The sequence below is a fragment of the Streptomyces sp. NBC_01260 genome (assembly GCF_036226405.1).
GTDB classification, from domain to species: domain Bacteria; phylum Actinomycetota; class Actinomycetes; order Streptomycetales; family Streptomycetaceae; genus Streptomyces; species Streptomyces laculatispora.
This window is the reverse complement of record NZ_CP108464.1, coordinates 5,133,575-5,156,171: the sequence shown is the minus strand read 5'-3', so window position 1 is coordinate 5,156,171 and position 22,597 is coordinate 5,133,575. Positions and strand designations below refer to the sequence as shown.

The window sequence follows — 22,597 nt, the reverse complement described above, 5'->3', positions numbered from 1 at the left end:
GATCCGCCGCGCCGTCACCACCTCATCCGCCGAGGAAGTCTTCGCCGAGAAGTAGACGCACGAGCAGCCCCGGGCCCTCGCGCTCCGAGGCAGCAGCACTCGCGGCTTGGGCCCCGGACAGCGCATCGCCCCGCACCCGGCGTGAACAGGGCGCGGGGCGCGGGTCTCGCACGGGCGGGACTCGTGGCCGAGGGACTACGGCAGGTTACGGGCCATGACGATCCGCTGAACCTGATTCGTGCCCTCATAAATCTGCGTGATCTTCGCGTCCCGCATCATCCGCTCCACCGGGTAGTCCCGCGTGTAGCCGTAGCCGCCCAGCAGCTGGACCGCGTCCGTGGTGACCTCCATCGCGACGTCGGAGGCGAAGCACTTGGCCGCGGCGCCGAAGAAGGTGAGGTCGCTGTCGAGGCGCTCGGACTTGGCGGCGGCCGAGTAGGTGAGCTGGCGGGCCGCCTCCAGCTTCATGGCCATGTCGGCGAGCATGAACTGGACGCCCTGGAAGTCGCCGATCGGCTTGCCGAACTGCTTGCGCTCCTGGACGTAGCCCTTGGCGTAGTCGAGCGCGCCCTGGGCGACACCGAGGGCCTGGGCGGCGATCGTGATGCGGGTGTGGTCCAGGGTCTTCATCGCGGTGGCGAAGCCGGTGCCCTCCTCGCCGATCATGCGGTCGGCGGGGATGCGGACGTTGTCGAAGTAGACCTCGCGGGTCGGGGAGCCCTTGATGCCGAGCTTCTTCTCCGGGGCACCGAAGGAGACGCCCTCGTCCGACTTCTCGACGACGAAGGCCGAGATGCCCTTGGACCGCTTGGTCGGGTCGGTGACGGCCATGACGGTGTAGTACTCGGAGACGCCCGCGTTGGTGATCCAGCGCTTCACGCCGTTGAGGACCCAGAAGTCGCCGTCACGGACGGCCTTGGTCTTCATGCCGGCGGCGTCGGAACCCGCGTCGGGCTCGGAGAGGCAGTACGAGAACATGCCGTCGCCCTTGGCGAGCGGGCCCAGGTACTTCTTCTTCAGGTCCTCGGAGCCGGACAGGATCACCGGGAGCGAGCCGAGCTTGTTCACGGCGGGGATGAGGGAGGAGGAGACACAGGCGCGGGCCACCTCCTCGATCACGATGACCGTGGCGAGCGCGTCGGCACCGGCGCCGCCGTACTCCTCCGGTACGTGGACGGCGTGCAGGTCCGCGGCGGTCAGGGCGTCCAGCGCCTCCTGCGGAAAGCGGGCCTCCTCATCGACCGCGGCTGCGAACGGGGCGATCTTCGCCTCGGCGAGCGCACGCACCGTCTCACGGAGCATCTCGTGCTCCTCGGCCGGACGGTACAGGTCGAAATCGGTCGAACCCGCCACGACTCTCACTCCCCAGGATGCTAACTACCGTTAAGTAACCCAATTTTAGGCGCCCGCCCCGGCAGCGGCATAGGAGAGGGAGCCGTGAGCTTCGCGACAGCCGGAATGGAGCGATTCAGAGGCAGGACTATGCTCGTTCACCGCACGTCTGTCCGCATCTCACAGGAGCACTACATGGCCCTCAGGATCACCGTGATCGGCACCGGCTACCTCGGCGCCACCCACGCCGCGGCCATGGCGGAGCTGGGCTTCGAAGTGCTCGGGCTCGATGTCGTGCCCGAGAAGGTCGAACTGCTGTCGGCCGGCCGGGTCCCGATGTACGAACCGGGGCTGGAAGAGATCCTGAAGAGCCATGTCGCGGGCATCGAGGGCTCCAGCGGGCGGCTGCGCTTCACCACCTCATGGGAAGAGGTGGCGGAATTCGGTGATGTGCACTTCGTCTGCGTGAACACCCCGCAGAAGCACGGCGAGTACGCCTGCGACATGAGCTACGTGGACAGCGCCTTCGAGTCGCTCGCACCGCTTCTGACCAGGCCCGCCCTGGTGGTCGGCAAGTCCACCGTGCCGGTCGGCTCCGCGGCCCGGCTCGCGGCGCGGCTCGCTGAGATCGCACCCGCGGGCGAGGGGGCCGAGCTGGCGTGGAACCCGGAGTTCCTCCGCGAGGGCTTCGCCGTCAACGACACGCTGCACCCGGACCGGATCGTCGTCGGCGTGCAGAGCGAGCGGGCCGAGAAGCTGCTGCGCGAGGTGTACGCCGTACCGGTCGCGGAGGGGTCCCCGTTCGTGGTGACGGACTTCCCGACCGCCGAACTGGTGAAGACCTCGGCCAACTCCTTCCTGGCCACCAAGATCTCCTTCATCAACGCCATGGCCGAGGTCTGCGAGGCCGCCGACGGCGACGTCGTGAAGCTGGCCGAGGCGATCGGCCACGACGAACGGATCGGGAAGAAGTTCCTGCGCGCGGGCATCGGGTTCGGCGGCGGCTGTCTGCCCAAGGACATCCGCGCCTTCATGGCGCGCGCCGGCGAGCTGGGCGCCGACCAGGCGCTGACCTTCCTCCGCGAGGTCGACTCCATCAACATGCGGCGCCGCGGCCACATGGTGGAACTCGCCAGGGAAGCCGTCGGCGGCGACTCGTTCCTCGGCAAGCGGGTGGGCGTCCTGGGCGCCACCTTCAAGCCGGACTCGGACGACGTACGCGACTCGCCGGCCCTGAACGTCGCCGGGCAGATCCACCTCCAGGGCGGCCAGGTCACGGTCTTCGACCCGAAGGGCATGGACAACGCCCGCCGCCTCTTCCCCACGCTCGGTTACGCCGAAACGGCCCTGGACGCGGTGCGCGGCGCCGATGTGGTGCTGCACCTGACGGAGTGGAGCGAGTTCCGCGAGCTGGACCCGGCGGTGCTGGGCGAGGCCGCCGGCCGCCGGATCATCCTGGACGGGCGCAACGCGCTGGACCCCGTGGTGTGGCGCGAGGCCGGGTGGACGTTCCGGGCGATGGGGCGGCCGAAGGCCTGATCCCCCGGGCCCGGGGGATCAGGCCTTCGGGCCGAGGCGGGGCCGCGCCGGCCCGTTCCTCAGCCGCGCTTCGCGCGGTAGGTGCGCATCTTCGCGCGGGCGCCGCACACCGACATCGAGCACCAGCGGCGGCGTCCCGCCGGGCTGCGGTCGTAGTACGCCTCGCGGCAGTCCGCCGCCTCGCACGCCTTGAGCCGGGACCAGGTCCCGTCGGCCGACGCGGTGGCGATGGCCGCCGCGACCCGGGCGGTCAGTCCGGGCGGTTCCTCGACGGGGCGCAGCGCCGCGGCGCCCGCCGCGTCCACGGTGACGCGCAGGGGCGCGTCGGCGAGCAGCCGGTCGAGCAGGGGTACCGAGTCGTCCTCGGGCGGGCGATGGCCCGCGTGGGCCAGGCAGACGGTGCGCAGGGCCTCGCGGAGGGCGCGGGCCGCCGGGACGTCCGACTCGGCGAGGGCGAATGCGGCGCGACCGTCGGCCGTATCGAGGGTGTCCGCACCGGTCCCGACGTCCAGGGTGTTGACCAGGGCTTCGACCAGCGCGAGTCCGCCGGGTGCGGAGTCCCTCCCACTCACGGGTTCCCGTTCATTGGTTCTCCATCATGGTTGCGACGTTACCTCCATTAGGGGAGCATGCAGTAACGGTTACTGGTTGAGCAGGTTTGCCGGTAACCGCCTGACCGAATCTGCCCGAGGAGGAAACGTCATGGCTATTGCCGTACTGGGTGCCGTCGTTCTGGACTGCCCCGATCCCGTCGCTCTGGCCGGTTTCTACGCCGAAGTGCTCGGTGGCAAGGTCGAGCAGCAGGGGGACTGGGTGGACCTCACGGGAGGCACCGGCACGCCGCTCGCCTTCCAGGCCGCGCCCGGCTTCGTACCGCCGCAGTGGCCGCGTCCGGACGGCTCGCAGCAGTTCCATCTGGATCTGACCGTGCAGGACATGGACGCGGCGGAGCGGGAGGTGCTGGCGCTGGGTGCGACGGTGCTCGAAGCGGATGACCGGGAGCGGAGCTTCCGGGTGTACGCCGATCCGGCGGGGCACCCGTTCTGTCTCTGCGCCGGCTGAGGGCCGGCCCGCAGGGCCTGCCCGGTCCTGAACCGCCGGACGGGCCCTGGGCAGAACGCGGTCCCGGCCGGCCGGTCAGCCGTCCAGCTGTTCGATCGTGGCGTGCGACGGGCCGCGGCGGGCGGACAGGTCGCGGGACACGTCCTGCGCGGCGCGCAGCACCCGTACCGCGTTGTGCCAGGTGAGCTTGGCCAGGTCGGCGGCGGACCAGCCGCGCCCCAGCAGCTCCGCGATCAGGTTCGGGTAGCCCGCGACGTCTTCCAGGCCCTGCGGGAGGAACGCGGTGCCGTCGTAGTCGCCGCCGATGCCGATGTGGTCGATCCCGGCCACCTCGCGCATGTGGTCGAGGTGGTCCGCGATCGTCGCGACGGTCGCCATCGGGCGGGGGTTCGCCGCCTCGAACGCGGCGTGGATCTTCATGCCCCGCTCGGTGGTGTCCAGGTGGTGCAGGCCCTGGGCGCGCATGTTCTCGTCCGCGGACTGCGTCCAGGCGACGGCCTCCGGCAGGACGAACTTCGGCACGAAGGTCGCCATGGCGATACCGCCGTTGGCCGGGAGCTGCGCGAGGACGTCGTCGGGGATGTTGCGCGGGTGGTCGCAGATCGCCCGCGCCGAGGAGTGCGAGAACATCACCGGTGCGGTGGACGTGCGCAGGGCGTCCCGCATCGTCGTGGCCGCCACGTGCGAGAGGTCGACCAGCATCCCGGTGCGGTTCATCTCCCGTACGACCTCGTGGCCGAACGGTGAGAGCCCGCCGACACCCGGGTCGTCGGTCGCCGAGTCCGCCCAGGCGATGTTGTCGTTGTGGGTCAGCGTCATGTAGCGGACGCCGAGGGTGTGCAGGGCGCGCAGGGTGCCCAGCGAGTTGTTGATGGAGTGGCCGCCCTCGGCGCCCATCAGGGAGGCGATACGGCCTTCGGCGCGGGCCGCCTCCATGTCGTCGGCCGTCAGCGCGCGGCGCAGGTCGGCCGAGTGGCGGGCCAGCAGTTCGGCGACCGCGTCGATCTGCTCCAGGGTGGCGCTGACGGCGTCGCCGCCCGCCATGTCGGACCGTACGTAGACGGACCAGAACTGGGCGCCGACGCCGCCGGCGCGCAGCCGCGGGATGTCGGTGTGCAGATGGGCCGACTGGTCGGTGGCGATGTCGCGGGCGTCCAGGTCGTAGTTGACCTGTTCGCGCAGCGCCCACGGCAGGTCGTTGTGGCCGTCGACGACGGGGTGCTCGGCGAGGAGTTCCCGGGCCCGCTCCAGCTGGTCCATCACTGCCCTACTTCCCGAAGCCGAAGGAGTCGGCGCCCCGGACCTTGGTGCGCAGGCGCTTGCCCTTCTCCGTCGCCTGGTCGTTCAGCTCCTTCTGGAACTCGACCATGCGGGCCTGCAGCTCGCTGTCGTGGGCGGCGAGGATGCGGGCCGCCAGCAGGCCCGCGTTGCGTGCGCCGGCGACCGAGACGGTGGCGACGGGGACACCGGCGGGCATCTGCACGATGGAGAGCAGGCTGTCCATGCCGTCCAGGTACTTCAGCGGGACCGGTACGCCGATGACCGGCAGCGGGGTGACCGAGGCGAGCATCCCGGGCAGGTGGGCGGCGCCGCCCGCGCCCGCGATGACCGCCTTCAGGCCGCGGCCCGCGGCGTTCTCCCCGTACGCGATCATTTCGTGCGGCATGCGGTGGGCGGAGACGACGTCCACCTCGTAGGGGATCTCGAACTCGTCGAGGGCCTTGGCCGCTGCTTCCATGACGGGCCAGTCGGAGTCGGAGCCCATGACGATGCCGACGACCGGCGCGGCGGAGGCGGGGGAAGTCATTCGGTGATCGTTCCTCGCAGGTAGTCGGCCGCGTGCCGGGCGCGCTCTCGCACATCCGCCAGGTCGTCGCCGTAGGTGTTGACGTGGCCGACCTTGCGGCCGGGCTTCACGTCCTTTCCGTACATGTGGATCTTGAGCTGCGGGTCGCGGGCCATGCAGTGCAGGTACGCCTGGTACATGTCCGGGTAGTCGCCGCCGAGGACGTTGCTCATGACCGTCCAGGTGGCGCGCGGGCGCGGGTCGCCGAGCGGGAGGTCGAGGACGGCCCGGACGTGGTTGGCGAACTGCGAGGTGATCGCACCGTCCTGCGTCCAGTGGCCGGAGTTGTGCGGGCGCATCGCCAGTTCGTTGACGAGGATGGCGGGCTTCCCGTCGGCTCCCCGGACCTCGAACAGCTCCACCGCGAGGTGGCCGACCACGCCCAGCTCGGCCGCGATCCGCAGCGCGAGCTGCTGGGCCTCGCCCGCGAGCCGCTCGTCCAGCCCGGGGGCGGGGGCGATGACCGTGTCGCAGACGCCGTCCACCTGGACGGACTCGACGACCGGGTAGGCGACGGCCTGGCCGTGCGGCGAGCGGACGATGTTGGCCGCCAGCTCCCGTACGAAGTCGACCTTCTCCTCGGCGAGGACCGGGACACCGGCCCGGAAGGGGTCGGCCGCGTCCGCCTCGGAGCGGACCACCCAGACGCCCTTGCCGTCGTAGCCGCCGCGCACGGTCTTGAGGATGACGGGGAAGCCGCCGGCCTCGTGGGCGAAGGCCGCGGCGTCGGCCGGGTCCTTCACGATGCGATGGCGGGGGCAGGGCGCGCCGATCTCGGTGAGCTTCGCGCGCATCACCCCCTTGTCCTGGGCGTGCACCAGCGCGTCGGGGCCGGGGCGCACGGGGATGCCGTCCGCCTCCAGGGCCCGCAGGTGCTCGGTCGGCACGTGCTCGTGATCGAAGGTGATCACGTCGCAGCCGCGCGCGAAGGCGCGCAGCGTGTCCAGGTCGCGATAGTCGCCCACGACGACTTCGCTCACGACCAGGGCCGCCGAGTCCTGAGCGGTGTCGCTGAGGAGCTTGAACTTGATGCCGAGGGGGATGCCCGCCTCGTGGGTCATACGGGCGAGCTGACCGCCACCGACCATGCCGACTACCGGGAACGTCACTCCTCCAGGGTATCCGCACGCTCCGGGGCCGCCCGACGATGCCCTGCGAAGGAAACGCGGCGGGGCTGAGCGGGGGCCTGGGCCGTCCCGGAACGGGTGGACGGATGTCACAGCCTCGCCACACCCCTGCCGGTACTCCCGGGCGGCCGGCGGACGGGCTGGTTAGCATGGCCGGGTTGACGGAACCTGAAGACGAACCGACAGACGGGCTGAGCAATCACCATGAGTGAACGGGGCGCACTGCGGGCCCGGCTGGATCTGCTGGCCCGGGAGATCGCCAAGTTCGGCGTGGTCGGTGCGGTCGGTCTGGTCGTCAATATCGCGGTATCCAACCTGCTGTGGCGCTACACGGCCATCCCGACGGTCCGGGCGGGCCTGATGGCCACGTTCGTCGCCATCCTCTGCAACTACGTCGGCTTCCGCTACTGGACGTACCGGGACCGCGACAAGAGCGGCCGGACCCGGGAGCTGACGCTGTTCCTGCTGTTCAGCGCGGTGGGGGCGGTCATCGAGACCGGGGTGCTGTACGTGGCGACGTACGGGTTCGGCTGGAACAGCCCGGTCCAGAGCAATGTCTTCAAGATCATCGGGATCGGTATCGCGACGTTGTTCCGCTTCTGGTCGTACCGGAGCTGGGTGTTCAAGGCGCTGCCTGCCAAAGAGGCCGTGCTGAGTGAGCCGGCGGGGGCGGGGGCCGGGCCGGCGGCTGCGGCTGCCCCGGCTGCTTCGGGGGCGGCGCCCGTGCCGGCTCCCGTTGCGCGGGTCCAGGCGAATGCGGTGCGGCGGTAGCGGGCGGATTGATGGCCCGGGGGCTTCCGGGCGGACGCTCTGTCCTCAATCGCCGGACGGGCTTGATTTTGCCGGCGCCGGCCTGGAAGAGGCGGGCCGGGCTCCGGTCGGGTGTGTGCTTCGGCTGAACCGGATACGGCCCTACCGCACCGGGCGTTCCGGTTCTTTTCTGTTCAGGGCGACTCGGCTGAGGAACAGGGCGAAGACCGGGGGCTGCTGCTGGAGCAGTTCCAGGCGGCCGCCGTCCGCCTCCGCCAGGTCTCGGGCGACCGCGAGGCCGATGCCCGTGGAGTTGCGGCCGCTGATGGTGCGCTCGAAGATCCGCGCACCCAGGTCGGCGGGGACTCCGGGGCCCTCGTCCGTCACCTCGATGACCGCCTGGTTGCCGGTGACCCGGGTGCGCAGGGCGACCGTGCCGCCACCGTGCATCAGCGAGTTCTCGATCAGCGCGGCCAGCACCTGCGCGACCGCGCCCGGCGTACCGACGGCTCGCAGCCCCTGCTTGCCGGAGCGGACGACCGCGCGGCCCTCGCTCCGGTAGGCCGGGCGCCACTCCTCGATCTGCTGCTTGACGACCTCGTCGAGGTCGAAGACGACGGCCGAGCCGGTCCGCGGGTCGCGGGCGTTGGTCAGCAGCCGCTGCACCACGTCCGTGAGCCGCTCGACCTGGGTGAGGGCGATGTTCGCCTCCTCCTTCACCGTCTCCGGGTCATCGGTGACCGAGATCTCCTCGATCCGCATGGAGAGCGCGGTCAGCGGCGTACGGAGCTGGTGGGAGGCATCGGCGGCGAGCCGGCGCTCCGCGGTCAGCATCCGGGCGATCCGTTCGGCCGAGGAGTCGAGCACATCGGCGACCCGGTCCAGCTCCGGCACCCCGTACCGCTTGTGGCGCGGGCGCGGGTCGCCGGAGCCGAGGCGTTCCGCGGTCTCGGCGAGGTCGGTGAGCGGCGAGGTCAGCCGGTTGGCCTGGCGTACGGCGAGGAGAACGGCGGAGATGATGGCCAGCAGCGCCACCGCGCCGATGATCATCAGGGTGCGGCCGACCTCGCGGGTGACGGCGGAGCGGGACTCCTCAATGGTGACCTGCTCGCCGTGTTCGCCCACCTGGGTGGCGCTGATCACGCTGCCGCTGGGGCGCTCGCCCACCTCGATCGGGGCCCGGCCGGGCATCTTCACCAGGGCGTAGCGCTTGTCGTCGACCTGTTCGGCCAGCACCCCGGGGTTGATCCGCTCGGAGCCCAGGAGCCGGCTCTCGATGACGCTGATCACCCGCAGCGCCTCGGAGTCGACGCTCTCCTGGGCGCTGCTGCTGATGGTGCGGGCCTCCACGATGACGAGGGAGACGCCGAAGACGGCGATCACCACGAGCACCACGGCGAGGGTGGAGTTGATCAGTCTTCGGCGCATGAGTGTGTCTGTACGTCAGCTCTTCTCGAAGCGGAAGCCGACGCCCCGGACGGTGGCGATGTAGCGCGGATTGGCGGCGTCGTCCCCGAGCTTCTTGCGGAGCCAGGAGATGTGCATGTCGAGGGTCTTGGTGGACGACCACCAGGTGGTGTCCCAGACCTCGCGCATCAGCTGGTCGCGGGTGACGACCCGGCCCGCGTCGCGCACCAGGACCCGCAGCAGGTCGAATTCCTTGGCGGTGAGCTGGAGTTCCTCGTCGCCCATCCAGGCCCGGTGCGACTCGACGTCGATCCTGACCCCGTGGGTGGCGGGCTGCGGGGCGGGCTCGGTGGCCCCGCGGCGCAGCAGCGCCCGGACCCGGGCCAGGAGCTCGGCCAGCCGGAAGGGCTTGGTGACGTAGTCATCGGCGCCGGCGTCGAGGCCGACGACCGTGTCGACCTCGTCGGCGCGGGCGGTCAGCACCAGGACCGGCACGGTGTGGCCCTCGGCGCGGAGCCTGCGGGCGACTTCGAGGCCGTCCATCCCGGGCAGCCCCAGGTCGAGTACGACCAGGTCGATGCCGCCCTGGAGGCCGGCGTCGAGAGCGGTCGGACCGTCTTCGCGGACCTCGACCTCGTAACCCTCCCGACGCAGGGCGCGAGCCAATGGCTCCGAGATGGATGCGTCGTCCTCGGCGAGCAGTACACGGGTCATGGAGTGATGGTAGTCCGCGCAGCGGACCAGGAGGGAGGTGATCCAAAAGCCCTGCGGGTCTGTACCCCACCCACGATCAGACCTTCGAATATGGGAGTGTGATCGCACTCTGACCTGTGATTCATGTCTCAAGTCCTTCCATATCGGGTTCTGTCATGTCGTATGGTGTCTCAACGCCTGTTGCACGACTCAAAGACCTTTGGGCAGCTATTAGCGCCAAGGGTCTCTTTTGTGTGCAGGACTGGTACCCGCCAGTCCGGAAGTCTCAGTGAATGACCTGTGGGCCGGGCCCGGAACGCCAATGAAGGCACCGGGCGTGGATCCCGACGCGGTGGGCGTACCCGCGTCGGTGCCGGCCTCCCCCCACCGGGCGCGTACCGCTGCAAGTGGCGACGCGTCCCGAGCAAGCAAGGATCGACCATGGCGTCCAGCCTGACGAAGGACCCTGCCAGTTCCCCTGGCGTAGAAAAGACCTTCCTCGGCCACCCCCGGGGCCTGGCCACGCTCTTCATGACCGAGATGTGGGAGCGCTACAGCTTCTACGGCATGAAGGCGCTGCTCCCGCTGTACCTGATCGCCCCCGGCGGCATGCACATGAGTGCCACCACGGCGACGGCGATCTACTCCGTCTACATGGCGATGGTCTACCTGCTCGCCATGCCCGGCGGCTGGATGGCCGACCGCTTCTGGGGGCCGCGCAAGACGGTCTCCATCGGCGCCGGTGTCGTCATCCTCGGTCACATCACGCTCGCACTGCCCAACGCGGCGTCCTTCTTCGCTGGTCTGGTGCTCGTCGCGCTCGGCTCCGGCCTGCTGAAGGCGAACATCTCCACGATGGTCGGCCACCTCTACAAAGGCCCTGAGGACCCGCGCCGTGACGGTGGCTTCACGCTCTTCTACATCGGGATCAACCTGGGCGCCTTCCTCGCCCCGCTGTCCATCGGCACCATCGGCGAGAAGGTCAACTGGCACTTCGGCTTCGCGCTCGCCGCGATCGGCATGGCGCTGGGCCTCGCCCAGTTCCTGCTGGGCTCGCGCCATCTGAGCCGGGAGAGCGATGTCGTCGCCACTCCGGCGACGGCACAGGAGAAGAGCTCCGTCCTGCGCAAGGGCCTGATCTGGCTGATCGTCGCGACCGTCTTCTACGGCCTGCTCGCCGTCACCGGCAACTTCGCCGACTGGGCGCTGCTGCCGATCACCATCGCCGGTCTGGTCATCCCGGTCGCGGTCCTGGTCCGGATGAAGCGCGACAAGGACCTGACCGAGGTCGAGCAGTCCAAGCTGTCGGGCTACATCTGGTTCTTCGTGGTCGCCGCCGTCTTCTGGATGATCTACGACCAGAACGGCTCGACCCTGTCGATCTTCGGTGAGAACTCGACCACGAACAGCCTGTTCGGGTTCGACTTCCCCACGTCCTGGTACCAGTCGCTGAACCCGGTCTTCATCATGGCGGCGGCCCCCGTGGTCGCCTCGGCGTGGCTGTGGCTGAACAAGCGCGGCAAGGAGCCGAGCACCGCCGTCAAGTTCGCCTCCAGCCTCACGCTGATCGGCATCTCGTTCATCGTCTTCATGATCCCGCTGATCGACACCGCGGCCAACGGCGGCCGGGTGAGCCCGATGTGGCTGGTGGCGATCTACTTCATCCAGACCGTCGCGGAGCTCTGCCTCTCGCCGGTCGGCCTGTCGGTCACCACGAAGATGGCCCCGGCGAAGTACAGCTCCCAGATGATGGGTGTCTGGTTCCTCGCGGTCACCGCGGGCGACTCCCTGACCGGTCTCCTCACCTCCCCGCAGCTCGACGTCGACCTGAACACCTCGGCCGCCGTCGCGGTCGAGGCGATACTCGCGGTCGTCGCCGGCTTCGGCATCTGGATGTACCGCAGGAAGGTCACGAAGCTCATGGGCGACGTGAACTGACCTCACTCTCCACAGGGAAGGGGCCTTCGCACCGAGCGGTGCGAAGGCCCCTTGCCTTTGTGCCGTACGGGTTCAGCTCACCGGCCGGACCGCAGCCTGCGCCACGGGGTGAACGTGAACACCGCGCCGCCCAGCAGGATCGCCGTGCCGGCGACCAGGCCGAGTGCGCGCAGGGCGCCGTTGTCCTCGGCGCCGGTGGCCGCGAGGCCGCCGCCGGAGGCCGTGCCGCCGGCCGCCGCCGCTCCGCCGGAGCCCGCGGTGTCACCGCCGGACGCACCGCCCTGCTGGGCGGTGGTGTCGAGTTCGAGCGACGCCTTCGCGGCGCCCTTGACCGTGCACGGGATGTTGATCTTCGAGACGCCGAGCGTGACGTCGATCGTCAGGGTGCCCGGGGTGAGGGTGGACTTGCCGGAGGCCCCCGGCTTGTACGTACCGGTCATGTCGGGCAGGTCGACCGGCTTGCCCGTCTTCAGGGGCTCGGGGTTCCCCGGTCCCTTGACGGCCACGGAGCCCTTGTCGGCGCCGCCGATGACGATCTGCATGGACGGCTTGAGCGCGCCCGCGGGCAGGTCCGCCGGGCTCTCCATCACGCCCTTGGCCGTCTTGACCGTGAGCCCGTAGCTGCCGCCGTTCTTCTTGGCGTTGATCGTCACCTTGGAGGCGATGTCGGGCGGGCCGGGCGACTTGCAGGTGAAGTTGACGGCGACCTCCTTGCCCGGGAAGTCGGTGGCACCGCCGGTGCCGCCGGATCCTGCGGTGGCGCCCCCGGCGTCCGTACCGCCGGTGTCGCCACCGGTGGCCGTGCCCCCGGTGTCGGTACCGCCTGCGCTGGTCGTGCCACCCGCCGTCGTCCCACCGGCGGTCGTGCCCCCGGCAGTCGTGCCCCCGGCAGTCGTCCCGCCGGCGGTCGTGCCCCCGGCGTCCGTGCCGCCGGTCGTGCCCCCGCCGCCGTCCGTGACCTTGATCGTCGCGCCCGGCTTCACCGTCTCCTTCGGGGAGCACTTGGTGTCCGTCGAGATCGGCTTGGAGACGTTGATGTTGTACCCGTCCGGCGTCAGCGTGAGGTCACCCGCCTTCTCCAGCTTCAGCGATCCCTTCATGTCCGGCAGGATCATCGCGGAGTTCTTGGGGATCGGCGGGTTCTGCCGCGGCCCCTCCATCTTCAGGTCGCCACTGGCGGCGCCGCCCAGCTTGACCGTGCCGGTCGGCTGGACGGTGTCCTTGTCCAGGTCCAGGACGTCGGGGTTCCTGGAGGCGGCCGCGACCGTCTTCCACACCACCTCGACGGTGTCCCCGACCTTCGCCTCGGCGGGTGCGGTCAGCTGCACCTGGGTGGTGCCCTGGACGGCCGGCAGTCCGGAGATGGCCGGGGGTATGCACTCCGTCTTGTACGAGATGTCGGCGGCCTGGGCAGGGCTGGCGGCGAACAGCATGCCCGCCCCGCCGATCATCATCGCGACTCCCGCCGCGACCGTCCTGCGTTGCGTACTCACGAATGTCCCTTCGTCGTCGGTCTGTGCTCTGACGGTGCGGAATCAGGGTTGAACCACGGCAACGCGGCCGTGGTGGTGCTCGCGCCCGTCGCGGGCGCGGGGCCCTCGGACGGCGCGGGTGCCCGCCGCAGCCTCGGCAACCGGGCCGTCACATCGGCGAACCGGTCGGGGCCCCGCCGCGACCGGGCCGCCGCGTGCGCGGAGCGCGGCCGTACCTTGTCGACGACCGCCATGCCGATACGGAACACGGCGGCGGGCACGACGAGGCAGAGCAGGATCCAGAAGAGCGTCACGCCCCACGGGCGGCCGACCCCCCAGGGCTGTTCGGCCAGCACCTTCGTGCCGTACTTCAGCGAGACCTGGTAGTCGCCGTGGGCGCCCGCCGTCAGCTCGACGGGCAGCTCGATCCGCGCCTTGCGGCCGGGCTCGATGGTGCCGCGCCACTGCCGGTCCTCCCACTGCGGGGCGTAGACGCCGTGTGCGGTGCCGACCTCGAAGACCGGGTCCTTGACCGCGGCGGAGCCCAGATTGCCGACGGTCAGGACGAGACGGCGCGATGCCGGGGCGCCGAACCAGGTGAGGATGGTGCTGTCGCCCTCCAGCCGGGTGGTGGCGAGGACGGCGAGCTTTCCGTCACCGGTCTGCTTGGGCAGTGCGGCGACGGGGTGCCCGGCGACGACGAACCCGGCGTCGGCCACGGACTGGTCCCCGGTGACCGTGGCGACGTGCACCACGCAGGGGCAGGGTACGGGCGGCTCCGCGACCGGCAGCTTCTTGGCGAACGCGCCCTTGGAGTCGGTGGTGACGGCGCGGCCGTCCGCGTTGGCGCAGGAGTTGGTCCCGCCGATCACCCCGCGGGCGGGGCTGGACTGCCCGCAGACCAGCATCATCAGCAGGGTGTTCGCCCGCCAGCCGCTGCCCTTGACGGTGATCTCGCCGCCCTTGCCCGCCTGCTTCCCGGAGAGCGTGACCGCCGGTTTCGGGTCCGCCGCGCTGCGGCCGGTGGCGTGGGCGCCGGTCGCGGTCAGCAGCAGGGCGGGCAGTATCGCGGCCAGCAGTGCGGCGAGCAGCAGGGCCGCCCGCCCGCGGCCGCCGCTCCGGAGTGCCGCCGGTCCGGTCCGTCCAGTCACGATTCCGCTCCCGCCTTCACCAAGTGCCTCTCGTCGGAATGCTGTTGATGGTCAGGTGACGGGACGGCCCCGTCGTCGCGCCCGCTCCGCCGTGCTCCTCGCCGGCGCCGGTGGGCGTACGTACCAGCGGCGGCCCCGGCCAGGAGCAGCAGCGCGCCCCCGGTCACCGGCACCCACGGGACGAAGAGCGCCGGGGCCGTGGCCTCGCTGTGCGCGCCGCCCGCCGCCGTGACGCGCAGCCGGACGGTGGCGGAGTCGAGGGCGGGGGTGTCCCGCCACGGTTCGGCGAGCCGTACCCGCTGTCCGGGCAGCAGCTCGACGGGCAGGGTGCGGGCGCCGCGTCGCAGCAGGGTGCCGAACACCCCGTCGGCGCTGACGGCGAGACGGGGCGCGAGAACCGCGTTGCCCCGGTTGACCAGGGTGTAGTGGATGGCCCGCCCGGACACCGTGACGTCCTCGACCGTGAGCGCGGCCAGCGTCGGCCCGCCGACCCGCAGCTGGACCCGGACGCCCACCGAGCGGCCGCCGCTCTCGGCGACGATCGCGCCCGGGTGGTCACCGGGCAGTGCGTCCTGGGGCACGGTGACGGAGACGGGCACCTGCGCACGGGTCCGGCCGGGCACGGTCACCTCGGTGGCGGCCGTCCGCAGCCAGGCCCCGGTACCGGTGGAGCCGTGCGCGCCGCGTACCGCGAAGCCGCCCTTCGCGGTGTTGTACGCGTCGGCGCCGCGCAGCCGTACGGTCACCGGCTCCGGGCCCGGGTTGGTGACCGAGAGGCGGTCCTGGAGGACGCTGCCGGGCAGGCCCTCCAGGTAGAAGTACGGTCTCCCGCCGTCCCGGCCCGCGCCGTTCGCCGCGGGCTGCGCCGTCCACGCCGGGGCGGCCGGGTGCTCGCCGGCACCGGCCGCCGCGGTCATGGCGACGGCCCACCACAGGGCGGCGAGCAGCGGTACGGCAAGGGCGAATCGGGTGGCATGACCGGTCAACGGCGGCATGGGCGGCTCCCTGGTGCGTGACGGCGGCGGCGGTTCGCGGGGGTCAGCCCGTGGCCCGCTGCCCGCGCCTGGTCAGCCACAGCACCCCGGCCGCGCCGGTCAGCAGCACGGTGCCGCCGAGCGTGCCGAGCGCCACCGCCGAGTCGAGCGGGCCGGTCTTCGGCAGCGAGGCGTTGGCATCCGGTGCGCTCTGCGCGCCTGCGCCGGCGGCCTTGACGTCGAGGGAGAGCGAGGGGCCCGGGTTGTTGGACGGGGTGCAGGTCGTCGTCGTACCGAGTGCCTTGATGGTGAGCACCCCGGCGGTGAAGTCGACCTTTCCGCTCTTCTTCGGGGTGTACGTCCCCGAAAGGTCACTGATCTTGATGGGGCTGTTGGCGGGGATCGCGGCCGAGTTGGCCGCTCCGGCGACCTGGACCTGGCCCGGGTCGGCGCCGCCCACCTTGATCACCGCGCTGGGGCTCATCGCCCCCTTGCCCAGTTCGACCGGGCTGGAGGAGACGCCCTTCTGGAAGGACATCGTGAGCTTGTAGCCGCTGCCGCTCTTGACGCTCTTGATGTCGATGGGCGACACGGCGGCCTTGTCCCCGATCGGGGTCTTGCACTGGTAGTTGACGTCGACGACCGTCGCGTGAGCGGCGGGCGCGGCCATCAGCACCACCGCCCCCGCCAGCCCGGACGCCAGCGCGAGAGCTGTTCGCTTCTGGTACGACACCTCGAATTCCCCTCCTGCCGGGAGTCGCCGTGCGCCGCTTCCGCGCGGCCCAAATAGCTGACGACACATCAGATTTGGCGCTCAAGGTACGCCCGGGGCCTTGTGGAGGGAAGACAAAGAGCGCGCCGATCCGGCGCGCTCTTCAAGGGGCGTGGGGCCCGGGGGGTACGGCCCCGGGGCAGGCAGGGAAACCTGCGGGCGGCTACGCGGGGGCGGCCAGCTCCGCCCAGACGGTCTTGCCGGGTTCGCCCGGCACCCGTACGACTCCCCAGTCCAGGCAGAGCCGCTGCACGATGAACATGCCGTGCCCGCCGGGCCGGCCGGCCCGGTGCGGGGTACGTGGCGCGGGCTGTCCCGCGCCACCGTCGACGACCTCGACCCGCAGCGCCTTCGGCGTGCACCCGATACGGATTTCCTCGGGGCCCTCCGCGTGCAGGCACGCGTTGGTGACCAGCTCGGAGACGACCAGCAGGACATCCTCGGCGGCCGCACGGCGGTCGGCGGTCGAGGCGGGGAGCCAGCCCCATTCATGGAGTGCCTGACGGGCGAAATCGCGGGCCGTCGGCACGATGCCGCTGACCTGCCGCAGCGACAGCGTGTGCCACCGCCGCTCGACGGACCCGTCGGAGGAAGCGCCGACGCCCGCGTCCGCGGGTGCGTCCGCGTCGGTGTGTGCACCCACGCCTGCGCCCTCCGGCTCGCGGCCGAGGTCGCCCGGCGGATGCTGCCGGGTGGTGCTCATCAGCGCTTCACCTCACCGATTGACCATGTCGCCATCGAACAGATACAGATACGAATACAGATACGGACACTGAATACAGGCACCGGACGGATACGGAGCGTGCAGCTCACCGAGGGCTCGCCGGGGTGTCTCCTGCCCGGCCGAATCGTGACAACACCCACTTCACCCATGTGGATCGCGTGACACTCGCAACACACCAGGCTTCAGGGGCGGTGAAACGCACCGCGATCAGTCTTCCAGGGCCTCTTCGAGGGAGCCGTGAACGGTGAAAACCGCCTCGGCCCCGGTGATCTCGAATACCCGTGCCACCACCGGCAGCATTCCGGCCAAATGGACCCCTCCCCCGGCCGCCTCCGCCTTGAGGCGGGCACCGAGCAGCACATTCAGCCCGGTGGAATCACAGAATTCGAGTTGCGAGCAGTCCACCACCAGGCGCGCGCGCCCTTGCTCGACCGCGCTCTCCAGGGGCTCGCGCAGCAGATCGGCCGTGTGGTGATCAAGCTCGCCCGCCGGCGTCACAACCTCGCTGCGGCCCACGGTCCGGGCTTCGACCTGAAGCCTTCCCCGGTTCGCACTGCCGACCGTCCCGCGGTCCATGCCCGTCCCTCTTCACCGTTCGTCACTGTCCGCATCACTGTGCGTGCAGATGCGTTGCAGCTGTCGCTGACGTTCTTGAAACAGTACGCGTTCCGTGCGCCACGCGGTAGCCGAAGACCTCAACAAACCGGACATATAGCGGCAATTGGAGCTTGTAACGAGCCACACGGACCGGGTAAGGGTAGGGGGACACTCAAAACTTGGCCGGCTTTGGAGGCGCCGCTTCACCGCAGGAACACGTATGGGCATCGGCAGCCATATGCCGAGAACGATGGAGGAGACCATGTCACCCCGGCTCGACGAACCGCGTACCCACAACGCGACGTCAGTATGTCCTCAGGGACTGACCGAATCAGACTCCCCTGTCGCGACCGTCCCGGACGGTACGCGCAACAGCACCACCAGCAGTGACCACAGCGATACCGAAATCACCACCGGCGCACTCGCGGACCTTCCCGAGATCCCGCCCATCGCCGAAATGGGCCCGCTGGACGCCAGGGCGCTCTCGAAGACGCTCTTCGCCCGGCTCGAATCCCTCGAAGAGGGCACCCACGGGTACTCCTACGTACGCAACACGCTCGTCGAGCTGAACATGGCCCTGGTCAAGTTCGCCGCCTCCCGGTTCCGCTCCCGCAGCGAACCGATGGAGGACATCATCCAGGTCGGCACCATCGGCCTGATCAAGGCGATCGACCGCTTCGAGCTCAGCCGGGGCGTCGAGTTCCCGACCTTCGCGATGCCGACCATCGTCGGTGAGATCAAGCGCTTCTTCCGCGACACCAGCTGGTCCGTGCGCGTACCGCGGCGCCTCCAGGAGCTCCGGCTCGACCTGGCCAAGGCGGGCGACGAGCTCGCCCAGCAGCTGGACCGCTCGCCCACCGTGGGCGAGCTCGCCCACCGCCTGGGTATCAGCAACGAAGAAGTCGTCGAAGGCATGGCCGCGAGCAACGCGTACACCGCGAGCTCGCTGGACGCCAAGCCCGAGGAGGACGAGAACGACGGCGCGCTGGCCGACCGGATCGGCTACGAGGACCACGGACTGGAGGGCATCGAGTACGTCGAGTCCCTGAAGCCGCTGATCGCCTCGCTGCCCGGCCGCGACCGGACCATCCTCTCGCTGCGGTTCGTCGCCAACATGACGCAGTCGGAGATCGGCGAGGAGCTCGGCATCTCGCAGATGCACGTCTCACGGCTGCTCTCCCGCACCCTGGTCAAGCTCCGCAAGGGCCTGACGCTGGAGGAATGAGCGGGCACCTCGCAACGCGCTCGCGAGGACTGCCGGACACAAGGACCTGCCCCGACGAAGGGCAGGTCCTTCCGCGTTGTTGACGTGACATCAGCCGTGCTTCCGGGCGCCCGTGCGTTCACCGCGCCGCCAGACCTCGTGCACCAGCGGTACGCCGGGCCGGTAGGCGAGGTGGACATGGCTGGGTGCGTCCAGGACGACCAGGTCGGCGCGGGCGCCGGGGCCGATGCGCCCGATGTCGGTACGCCGCAGGGCCGCGGCGCCGCCCGCGGTGGCGGACCAGAGGGCCTCGTCGGGGGTCATGCCCATGTCGCGCACGGCGAGTGCGATGCAGAACGGCATGGACGAGGTGAACGAGGAGCCCGGGTTGCAGTCCGTGGAGAGCGCGACGGTGGCGCCCGCGTCGAGGATGCGGCGGGCGTCGGGCCAGGTGGCGCGGGTGGAGAACTCGGCACCGGGGAGCAGCGTGGCGACGGTGGCGGACTGGGCCAGGGCGTCGATGTCGGCGTCGGTGAGGTGGGTGCAGTGGTCGGCGGACGCCGCGTCGAGTTCGACGGCGAGCTGGACGCCCGGACCGTGGCCGAGCTGGTTGGCGTGGACGCGGGGGTGCAGGCCCTTGGCGCGGCCCGCGGTGAGGACGGCGCGGGCCTGGTCGCCGTCGAAGGCGCCCTTCTCGCAGAAGACGTCGATCCAACGGGCGTACGGGGCGCAGGCGTCGAGCATCGGGCCGGTGACCAGGTCGACGTATCCGGCCGGGTCGTCGGCGTAGTCCGGCGAGACGATGTGGGCGCCCAGGAAGGTGACCTCGTCGGTGTGGCGGGCCGCGATGCGCAGGGCGCGGGCCTCGTCCTGGACGGTGAGGCCGTAGCCGGACTTGGTCTCGAAGGTCGTGGTGCCCTGGCGCAGCGCCTCGGCGAGGTAGCGGGCGACGTTGGCGGAGAGCTCCTCGTCGGTGGCGGCGCGGGTGGCCGCGACGGTGGTGCGGATGCCGCCCGCGGTGTAGGCCCGGCCGGACATCCGGGCGTTGAACTCCTGGGTGCGGTCGCCCGCGAAGAGGAGGTGGGAGTGGGAGTCGACGAAGCCGGGGATCACGGCCCGGCCTGCGGCGTCGACGGCGTTGTCAGTGGCGGGTGCTTTGCTGGATTCACCGGTCCAGACGACCCGGTCGCCCTCGATGACGACGGCCGCGTCCTGGATCAGTCCGAGGGGGGAATTGTCACCGAGGGAGGGGTCGTTGGTGACCAGTGCGGCGATGTGGGTGATGGCGGTCGTCGTCATCGGGGGACTGCTCTCCTTGCGTGTCGGCTTCGGCGGGGGCGCGGGGCCGGGCGGCTTCTCGGGGCCGCTCAGCGGTGCAGGGCCGCGATGGCCTTCGCGAGTGCTGCGGGGACGTCGGCGACCAGCGCGTGATGTCCGTCGCGCACGATGTGCCGTCCGGCGACCACCGTATGGCGCACATCGGCCGCGGAGGCGGCGAATACGGCTGTTTCGGCAGCCAGTCTGGGTACCGGCCCCGCTGTTCTGACGGAGTCCAGGGCGATGGTCGCCAGGTCGGCGGGCGCACCCGGTTCGAGGATGCCCGCGTCGGGCCGGCCGAGCGCGGCGTGCCCGTCGGCGGAGGCGGCGCGCAGCAGCGCGGAGGCGGTCCAGTGGCCGCGGGTCCGGGTGCGCAGGCGCTCGTTGAGCTCCATCGCACGGGCCTCCTCGAAGAGGTCGATCACCGCGTGGCTGTCGCTGCCCAGCGAGAGCGGGGAGCCGGCCCGCTGGAGGGCGACGGCGGGGCCGATGCCGTCGGCGAGATCGCGTTCGGTGGTCGGGCACATGCAGGTGCCGGTGGCCGTGGAGCCGATCAGCGCGATGTCCTCATCGGTGAGATGGGTGTTGTGGACGCCGGTGGTGCGCGGGCCGAGTACCCCGTGGTCGGCGAGGAGCCGGGTGGGGGTGCAGCCGTGGACGGCGAGGCAGGCGTCGTTCTCCGCGGTCTGCTCGGAGAGGTGGACATGGAGCGGCGCCTGCCTCTCCTGCGCCCATGCCGCGACGGTGGCGAGCTGCGCGGCGGGCACGGCGCGCACGGAGTGGACGGCGGCGCCGATCAGGGCGTGTTCGTCGCCCTTGAGGAGGGAGACGCGCTCGGCCCAGGCCTCGGCGGTGGTGTCGGAGAAGCGCATCTGGTGCCGGTCGGGCTTCAGGTACTGGGAGGGCCGGCTGCCGAACCCGGCGGCGAGATAGGCGGTGTCCAGCAGTGTGATCCGGATGCCGGCCTCACGCGCGGCCGCGATCAGGGCCGCGCCCATCGCGTTCGGGTCGTCGTACGGGGTGCCGCCGGGCGCATGGTGCAGATAGTGGAATTCGCCGACCGCGGTGATGCCGGCCAGCGCCATCTCGGCGTACACCGCACGGGCCAGTTCGTAGTACGTGTCGGGGGTGAGCCGGGCCGCGACCTGGTACATGGTCTCGCGCCAGGTCCAGAAGGTGCCGGAGCCGACCTGGACGGTGGAGCGCAGGGCGCGGTGGAAGGCGTGCGAGTGGGTGTTGGCGAGACCGGGCAGGGTGAGCCCGTGCAGCACGGTGGCGCCGGTCGGCGGGGAGCCGGCTCCGGTCCGCACCCCGGTGATCAGCCCGCCGGACACCTCCAGGACGACCCCCGGTTCGACATGGGTGCCGAGCCAGGCATGGGAGAGCCAGTACGTCACGGTGCCGGGCCTGCCGGTCGGCTCCGTTGCGGGCTCCGTCGCGGGCTCGGCTGTCGGCCTGCCCGTCGGCTCCGTTGTCATCGGCACGCGAGACCTTCCAGTACATCGGCGAGTGCGATCACCCCGGCCACGCAGTCGTCCTCGGCGGCGTGCTCGGCCGGCGAGTGCGAGATCCCGGTGGGGTTCCGGACGAACAGCATGGCGGTAGGGGCCGAAGCGGACAAAATACCCGCATCGTGTCCCGCTCCGGTGCCGAGTACGGGCGCGGCGCGGCCGTCGCCACGGGTGGCGGCACCCTTCAGGATCATGCCCAGCTCGTCGCGCAGGGCGTGCTGGAACTCCACGACGGGTGTGAAGGACTCCCGTACGACGTCGAGATCGATCCCGGCCCGTTCGGCGTGTTCCCGGGCGGCCCGCTCGATCCCGGTGACGACGGTGTCCAGGGTGTCCTGGTCGGCGGCCCGGGAGTCGAGCCAGCCGCGCACGAGGGAGGGGATGGCGTTGACGCCGTTCGGCTCGACGGCGATCTTGCCGAAGGTGGCGAGGGCGCCGGCCAGCTCCGCCTCCCGGCGGGCGGCCAGCACCGTCTCGGCGTACGTGAGCATCGGGTCGCGCCGGTCGGCGAGCCGGGTGGTGCCCGCGTGGTTGGCCTCGCCCCGGAAGTCGAACCGCCAGCGTCCGTGCGGCCAGATCGCGGAGGCGATGCCGACGGGGTCGCCGGTGAGGTCGAGGGCGCGGCCCTGCTCGACGTGGAGCTCGACGAACGCGCCGATGCGGGCGAGCCGTTCGGGGTCGGGCCCGATGGCGTCGGGGTCGTACCCGGCCGCCGCCAAGGCCTGCGGGAGCGTGACACCGTCCCCGTCCCGCAGCCGGTGCGCGGCCTCGACGGTCAGCTGCCCGGCGGCGAGCCGGGAGCCGACGCAGGCGAGGCCGAAGCGGGCGCCTTCCTCGTCGCCGAAGTTGGTGATGGCCAGCGGTCTGGTGAACTCCACCCCCCTGCGGCGGAGTTCATCGAGCGCGGCGAAGGAGGAGACGACCCCGAGCGGCCCGTCGAAAGCCCCGCCGTCCGGCACCGAGTCGAGGTGCGACCCGGTGACGACGGCGTCCCCGGCCAGGGGGTCGCCGAGCCAGGCCCACTGGTTGCCGTTGCGGTCGGTCTCCGGAGTCAGCCCGCGCGCCTCGGCCTGCGCCCGGAACCACGTGCGGCAGTCGGTGTCGGCGGAGGTCCAGGCGTAACGGCGGTAGCCGCCGCTGTCCGGGTGCCGTCCGATGGGAGCGAGCTCCCGCCACATCTC

21 protein-coding genes are annotated in these 22,597 nt (G+C 71.0%); 5 read left to right on the top strand and 16 right to left on the bottom strand.

The window, feature by feature from the left end; all coding sequences use genetic code 11:
- Positions 1–195 precede the first annotated feature (195 nt).
- On the bottom strand, positions 196–1,353 hold the full coding sequence (locus tag OG322_RS22945) for an acyl-CoA dehydrogenase (protein WP_123459711.1): 1,158 nt from the start codon (positions 1,351–1,353) through the stop codon (positions 196–198).
- Positions 1,354–1,527: 174 nt separating this feature from the next.
- Between OG322_RS22945 and OG322_RS22940 the strand changes: the two genes are divergently transcribed.
- Positions 1,528–2,871, top strand: coding sequence for a UDP-glucose dehydrogenase family protein (locus OG322_RS22940; RefSeq protein WP_123459712.1), 1,344 nt, complete (start codon positions 1,528–1,530; stop codon positions 2,869–2,871).
- A 59-nt stretch (positions 2,872–2,930) separates the two neighbouring features.
- Here OG322_RS22940 and OG322_RS22935 read toward each other — a convergent pair whose 3' ends face one another.
- Entirely contained in the window at positions 2,931–3,443 is a 513-nt protein-coding gene (locus OG322_RS22935; RefSeq protein WP_123459713.1) for a CGNR zinc finger domain-containing protein, read from the bottom strand.
- A gap of 130 nt (positions 3,444–3,573) precedes the next feature.
- Here OG322_RS22935 and OG322_RS22930 point away from each other — a divergent pair, with 130 nt between their 5' ends.
- The gene (locus OG322_RS22930; RefSeq protein ID WP_123459714.1) at positions 3,574–3,933 is read left to right on the top strand and encodes a VOC family protein; all 360 of its coding nucleotides are present in this window, start codon (positions 3,574–3,576) and stop codon (positions 3,931–3,933) included.
- Between the two features lie 75 nt (positions 3,934–4,008).
- Here OG322_RS22930 and OG322_RS22925 read toward each other — a convergent pair whose 3' ends face one another.
- Genes OG322_RS22925 through OG322_RS22915 form a run of 3 tightly spaced genes read right to left on the bottom strand, consistent with a single transcriptional unit; the run spans position 4,009 to position 6,867 of the window.
- A complete protein-coding gene (locus tag OG322_RS22925; RefSeq protein ID WP_123459715.1) occupies positions 4,009–5,193 on the bottom strand; it encodes a dipeptidase in 1,185 nt (394 codons plus the stop codon).
- 7 nt (positions 5,194–5,200) lie between these two features.
- Positions 5,201–5,740 (bottom strand): 5-(carboxyamino)imidazole ribonucleotide mutase, encoded by a 540-nt coding sequence (gene purE / locus OG322_RS22920; RefSeq protein WP_123459716.1) that lies wholly within the window; start codon positions 5,738–5,740, stop codon positions 5,201–5,203.
- Positions 5,737–6,867 (bottom strand): 5-(carboxyamino)imidazole ribonucleotide synthase, encoded by a 1,131-nt coding sequence (locus OG322_RS22915; protein WP_123459717.1) that lies wholly within the window; start codon positions 6,865–6,867, stop codon positions 5,737–5,739. Before OG322_RS22915 ends, purE begins: the two co-directional genes overlap by 4 nt.
- Positions 6,868–7,110: 243 nt before the next feature.
- On the opposite strand from OG322_RS22915, the gene OG322_RS22910 reads away from it, so the two are divergent.
- The gene (locus tag OG322_RS22910; protein WP_329306862.1) at positions 7,111–7,677 is read left to right on the top strand and encodes a GtrA family protein; all 567 of its coding nucleotides are present in this window, start codon (positions 7,111–7,113) and stop codon (positions 7,675–7,677) included.
- 141 nt (positions 7,678–7,818) lie between these two features.
- Here the strand turns inward: OG322_RS22910 and OG322_RS22905 are convergent, their stop codons facing one another.
- Both OG322_RS22905 and OG322_RS22900 read right to left on the bottom strand, forming a co-directional pair.
- The gene (locus tag OG322_RS22905) at positions 7,819–9,084 is read right to left on the bottom strand and encodes an ATP-binding protein (protein ID WP_123459719.1); all 1,266 of its coding nucleotides are present in this window, start codon (positions 9,082–9,084) and stop codon (positions 7,819–7,821) included.
- Positions 9,085–9,099: 15 nt separating this feature from the next.
- Complete coding sequence (locus OG322_RS22900) at positions 9,100–9,777, bottom strand: response regulator transcription factor (protein WP_018524728.1); 678 nt, start codon at positions 9,775–9,777, stop codon at positions 9,100–9,102.
- A gap of 420 nt (positions 9,778–10,197) precedes the next feature.
- Here OG322_RS22900 and OG322_RS22895 point away from each other — a divergent pair, with 420 nt between their 5' ends.
- The gene (locus OG322_RS22895) at positions 10,198–11,694 is read left to right on the top strand and encodes a peptide MFS transporter (RefSeq protein ID WP_123459720.1); all 1,497 of its coding nucleotides are present in this window, start codon (positions 10,198–10,200) and stop codon (positions 11,692–11,694) included.
- 77 nt (positions 11,695–11,771) lie between these two features.
- On the opposite strand, the gene OG322_RS22890 is transcribed toward OG322_RS22895, so the two are convergent.
- From OG322_RS22890 to OG322_RS22865, 6 genes are all read right to left on the bottom strand, one after another.
- Positions 11,772–13,145, bottom strand: coding sequence for a hypothetical protein (locus OG322_RS22890; protein WP_266413186.1), 1,374 nt, complete (start codon positions 13,143–13,145; stop codon positions 11,772–11,774).
- Positions 13,146–13,183: 38 nt separating this feature from the next.
- The gene (locus OG322_RS22885; protein ID WP_185095292.1) at positions 13,184–14,317 is read right to left on the bottom strand and encodes a hypothetical protein; all 1,134 of its coding nucleotides are present in this window, start codon (positions 14,315–14,317) and stop codon (positions 13,184–13,186) included.
- A complete protein-coding gene (locus OG322_RS22880; RefSeq protein WP_124284178.1) occupies positions 14,314–15,312 on the bottom strand; it encodes a COG1470 family protein in 999 nt (332 codons plus the stop codon). The genes OG322_RS22885 and OG322_RS22880 overlap by 4 nt, the downstream gene beginning before the upstream one ends.
- A 43-nt stretch (positions 15,313–15,355) precedes the next feature.
- Positions 15,356–16,024 carry a peptidase gene (locus OG322_RS22875; protein ID WP_123459724.1) on the bottom strand — a complete coding sequence of 223 codons (669 nt, stop codon included), beginning with the start codon at positions 16,022–16,024 and terminating at the stop codon, positions 15,356–15,358.
- Positions 16,025–16,226: 202 nt separating this feature from the next.
- On the bottom strand, positions 16,227–16,766 hold the full coding sequence (locus tag OG322_RS22870) for an ATP-binding protein (protein ID WP_123459725.1): 540 nt from the start codon (positions 16,764–16,766) through the stop codon (positions 16,227–16,229).
- 228 nt (positions 16,767–16,994) lie between these two features.
- Positions 16,995–17,363: an STAS domain-containing protein gene (locus tag OG322_RS22865; protein WP_123459726.1), complete on the bottom strand. Its 369-nt coding sequence runs from the start codon at positions 17,361–17,363 to the stop codon at positions 16,995–16,997.
- A 283-nt stretch (positions 17,364–17,646) separates the two neighbouring features.
- On the opposite strand from OG322_RS22865, the gene OG322_RS22860 reads away from it, so the two are divergent.
- Positions 17,647–18,609, top strand: a complete 963-nt coding sequence (locus OG322_RS22860) for an RNA polymerase sigma factor SigF (RefSeq protein WP_123461983.1) — start codon at positions 17,647–17,649, stop codon at positions 18,607–18,609.
- A gap of 90 nt (positions 18,610–18,699) precedes the next feature.
- Here OG322_RS22860 and hutI read toward each other — a convergent pair whose 3' ends face one another.
- The 3 genes from hutI to OG322_RS22845 form a co-directional block, all read right to left on the bottom strand.
- Complete coding sequence (hutI, locus tag OG322_RS22855) at positions 18,700–19,887, bottom strand: imidazolonepropionase (RefSeq protein WP_123459727.1); 1,188 nt, start codon at positions 19,885–19,887, stop codon at positions 18,700–18,702.
- 68 nt (positions 19,888–19,955) lie between these two features.
- Entirely contained in the window at positions 19,956–21,383 is a 1,428-nt protein-coding gene (locus tag OG322_RS22850; RefSeq protein ID WP_123461985.1) for a formimidoylglutamate deiminase, read from the bottom strand.
- On the bottom strand, positions 21,380–22,594 hold the full coding sequence (locus tag OG322_RS22845) for an allantoate amidohydrolase (protein WP_329307760.1): 1,215 nt from the start codon (positions 22,592–22,594) through the stop codon (positions 21,380–21,382). The genes OG322_RS22850 and OG322_RS22845 overlap by 4 nt, the downstream gene beginning before the upstream one ends.
- Between the last annotated feature and the right edge of the window lie 3 nt (positions 22,595–22,597).

Coding starts and splice junctions, on each gene's coding strand:
- OG322_RS22940 (WP_123459712.1), top strand. CDS start 1,528: ATGGCCCTCAGGATCACCGTGATCGGCACCGGCTACCTCGGCGCCACC.
- OG322_RS22930 (WP_123459714.1), top strand. CDS start 3,574: ATGGCTATTGCCGTACTGGGTGCCGTCGTTCTGGACTGCCCCGATCCC.
- OG322_RS22925 (WP_123459715.1), bottom strand. CDS start 5,193: ATGGACCAGCTGGAGCGGGCCCGGGAACTCCTCGCCGAGCACCCCGTC.
- purE (WP_123459716.1), bottom strand. CDS start 5,740: ATGACTTCCCCCGCCTCCGCCGCGCCGGTCGTCGGCATCGTCATGGGC.
- OG322_RS22915 (WP_123459717.1), bottom strand. CDS start 6,867: ATGGTCGGTGGCGGTCAGCTCGCCCGTATGACCCACGAGGCGGGCATC.
- OG322_RS22910 (WP_329306862.1), top strand. CDS start 7,111: ATGAGTGAACGGGGCGCACTGCGGGCCCGGCTGGATCTGCTGGCCCGG.
- OG322_RS22905 (WP_123459719.1), bottom strand. CDS start 9,084: ATGCGCCGAAGACTGATCAACTCCACCCTCGCCGTGGTGCTCGTGGTG.
- OG322_RS22900 (WP_018524728.1), bottom strand. CDS start 9,777: ATGACCCGTGTACTGCTCGCCGAGGACGACGCATCCATCTCGGAGCCA.
- OG322_RS22895 (WP_123459720.1), top strand. CDS start 10,198: ATGGCGTCCAGCCTGACGAAGGACCCTGCCAGTTCCCCTGGCGTAGAA.
- OG322_RS22890 (WP_266413186.1), bottom strand. CDS start 13,145: ATGATCGGCGGGGCGGGCATGCTGTTCGCCGCCAGCCCTGCCCAGGCC.
- OG322_RS22880 (WP_124284178.1), bottom strand. CDS start 15,312: ATGCCGCCGTTGACCGGTCATGCCACCCGATTCGCCCTTGCCGTACCG.
- OG322_RS22870 (WP_123459725.1), bottom strand. CDS start 16,766: ATGAGCACCACCCGGCAGCATCCGCCGGGCGACCTCGGCCGCGAGCCG.
- OG322_RS22865 (WP_123459726.1), bottom strand. CDS start 17,363: ATGGACCGCGGGACGGTCGGCAGTGCGAACCGGGGAAGGCTTCAGGTC.
- OG322_RS22860 (WP_123461983.1), top strand. CDS start 17,647: ATGTCACCCCGGCTCGACGAACCGCGTACCCACAACGCGACGTCAGTA.
- hutI (WP_123459727.1), bottom strand. CDS start 19,887: ATGACGACGACCGCCATCACCCACATCGCCGCACTGGTCACCAACGAC.
- OG322_RS22850 (WP_123461985.1), bottom strand. CDS start 21,383: ATGACAACGGAGCCGACGGGCAGGCCGACAGCCGAGCCCGCGACGGAG.
- OG322_RS22845 (WP_329307760.1), bottom strand. CDS start 22,594: ATGTGGCGGGAGCTCGCTCCCATCGGACGGCACCCGGACAGCGGCGGC.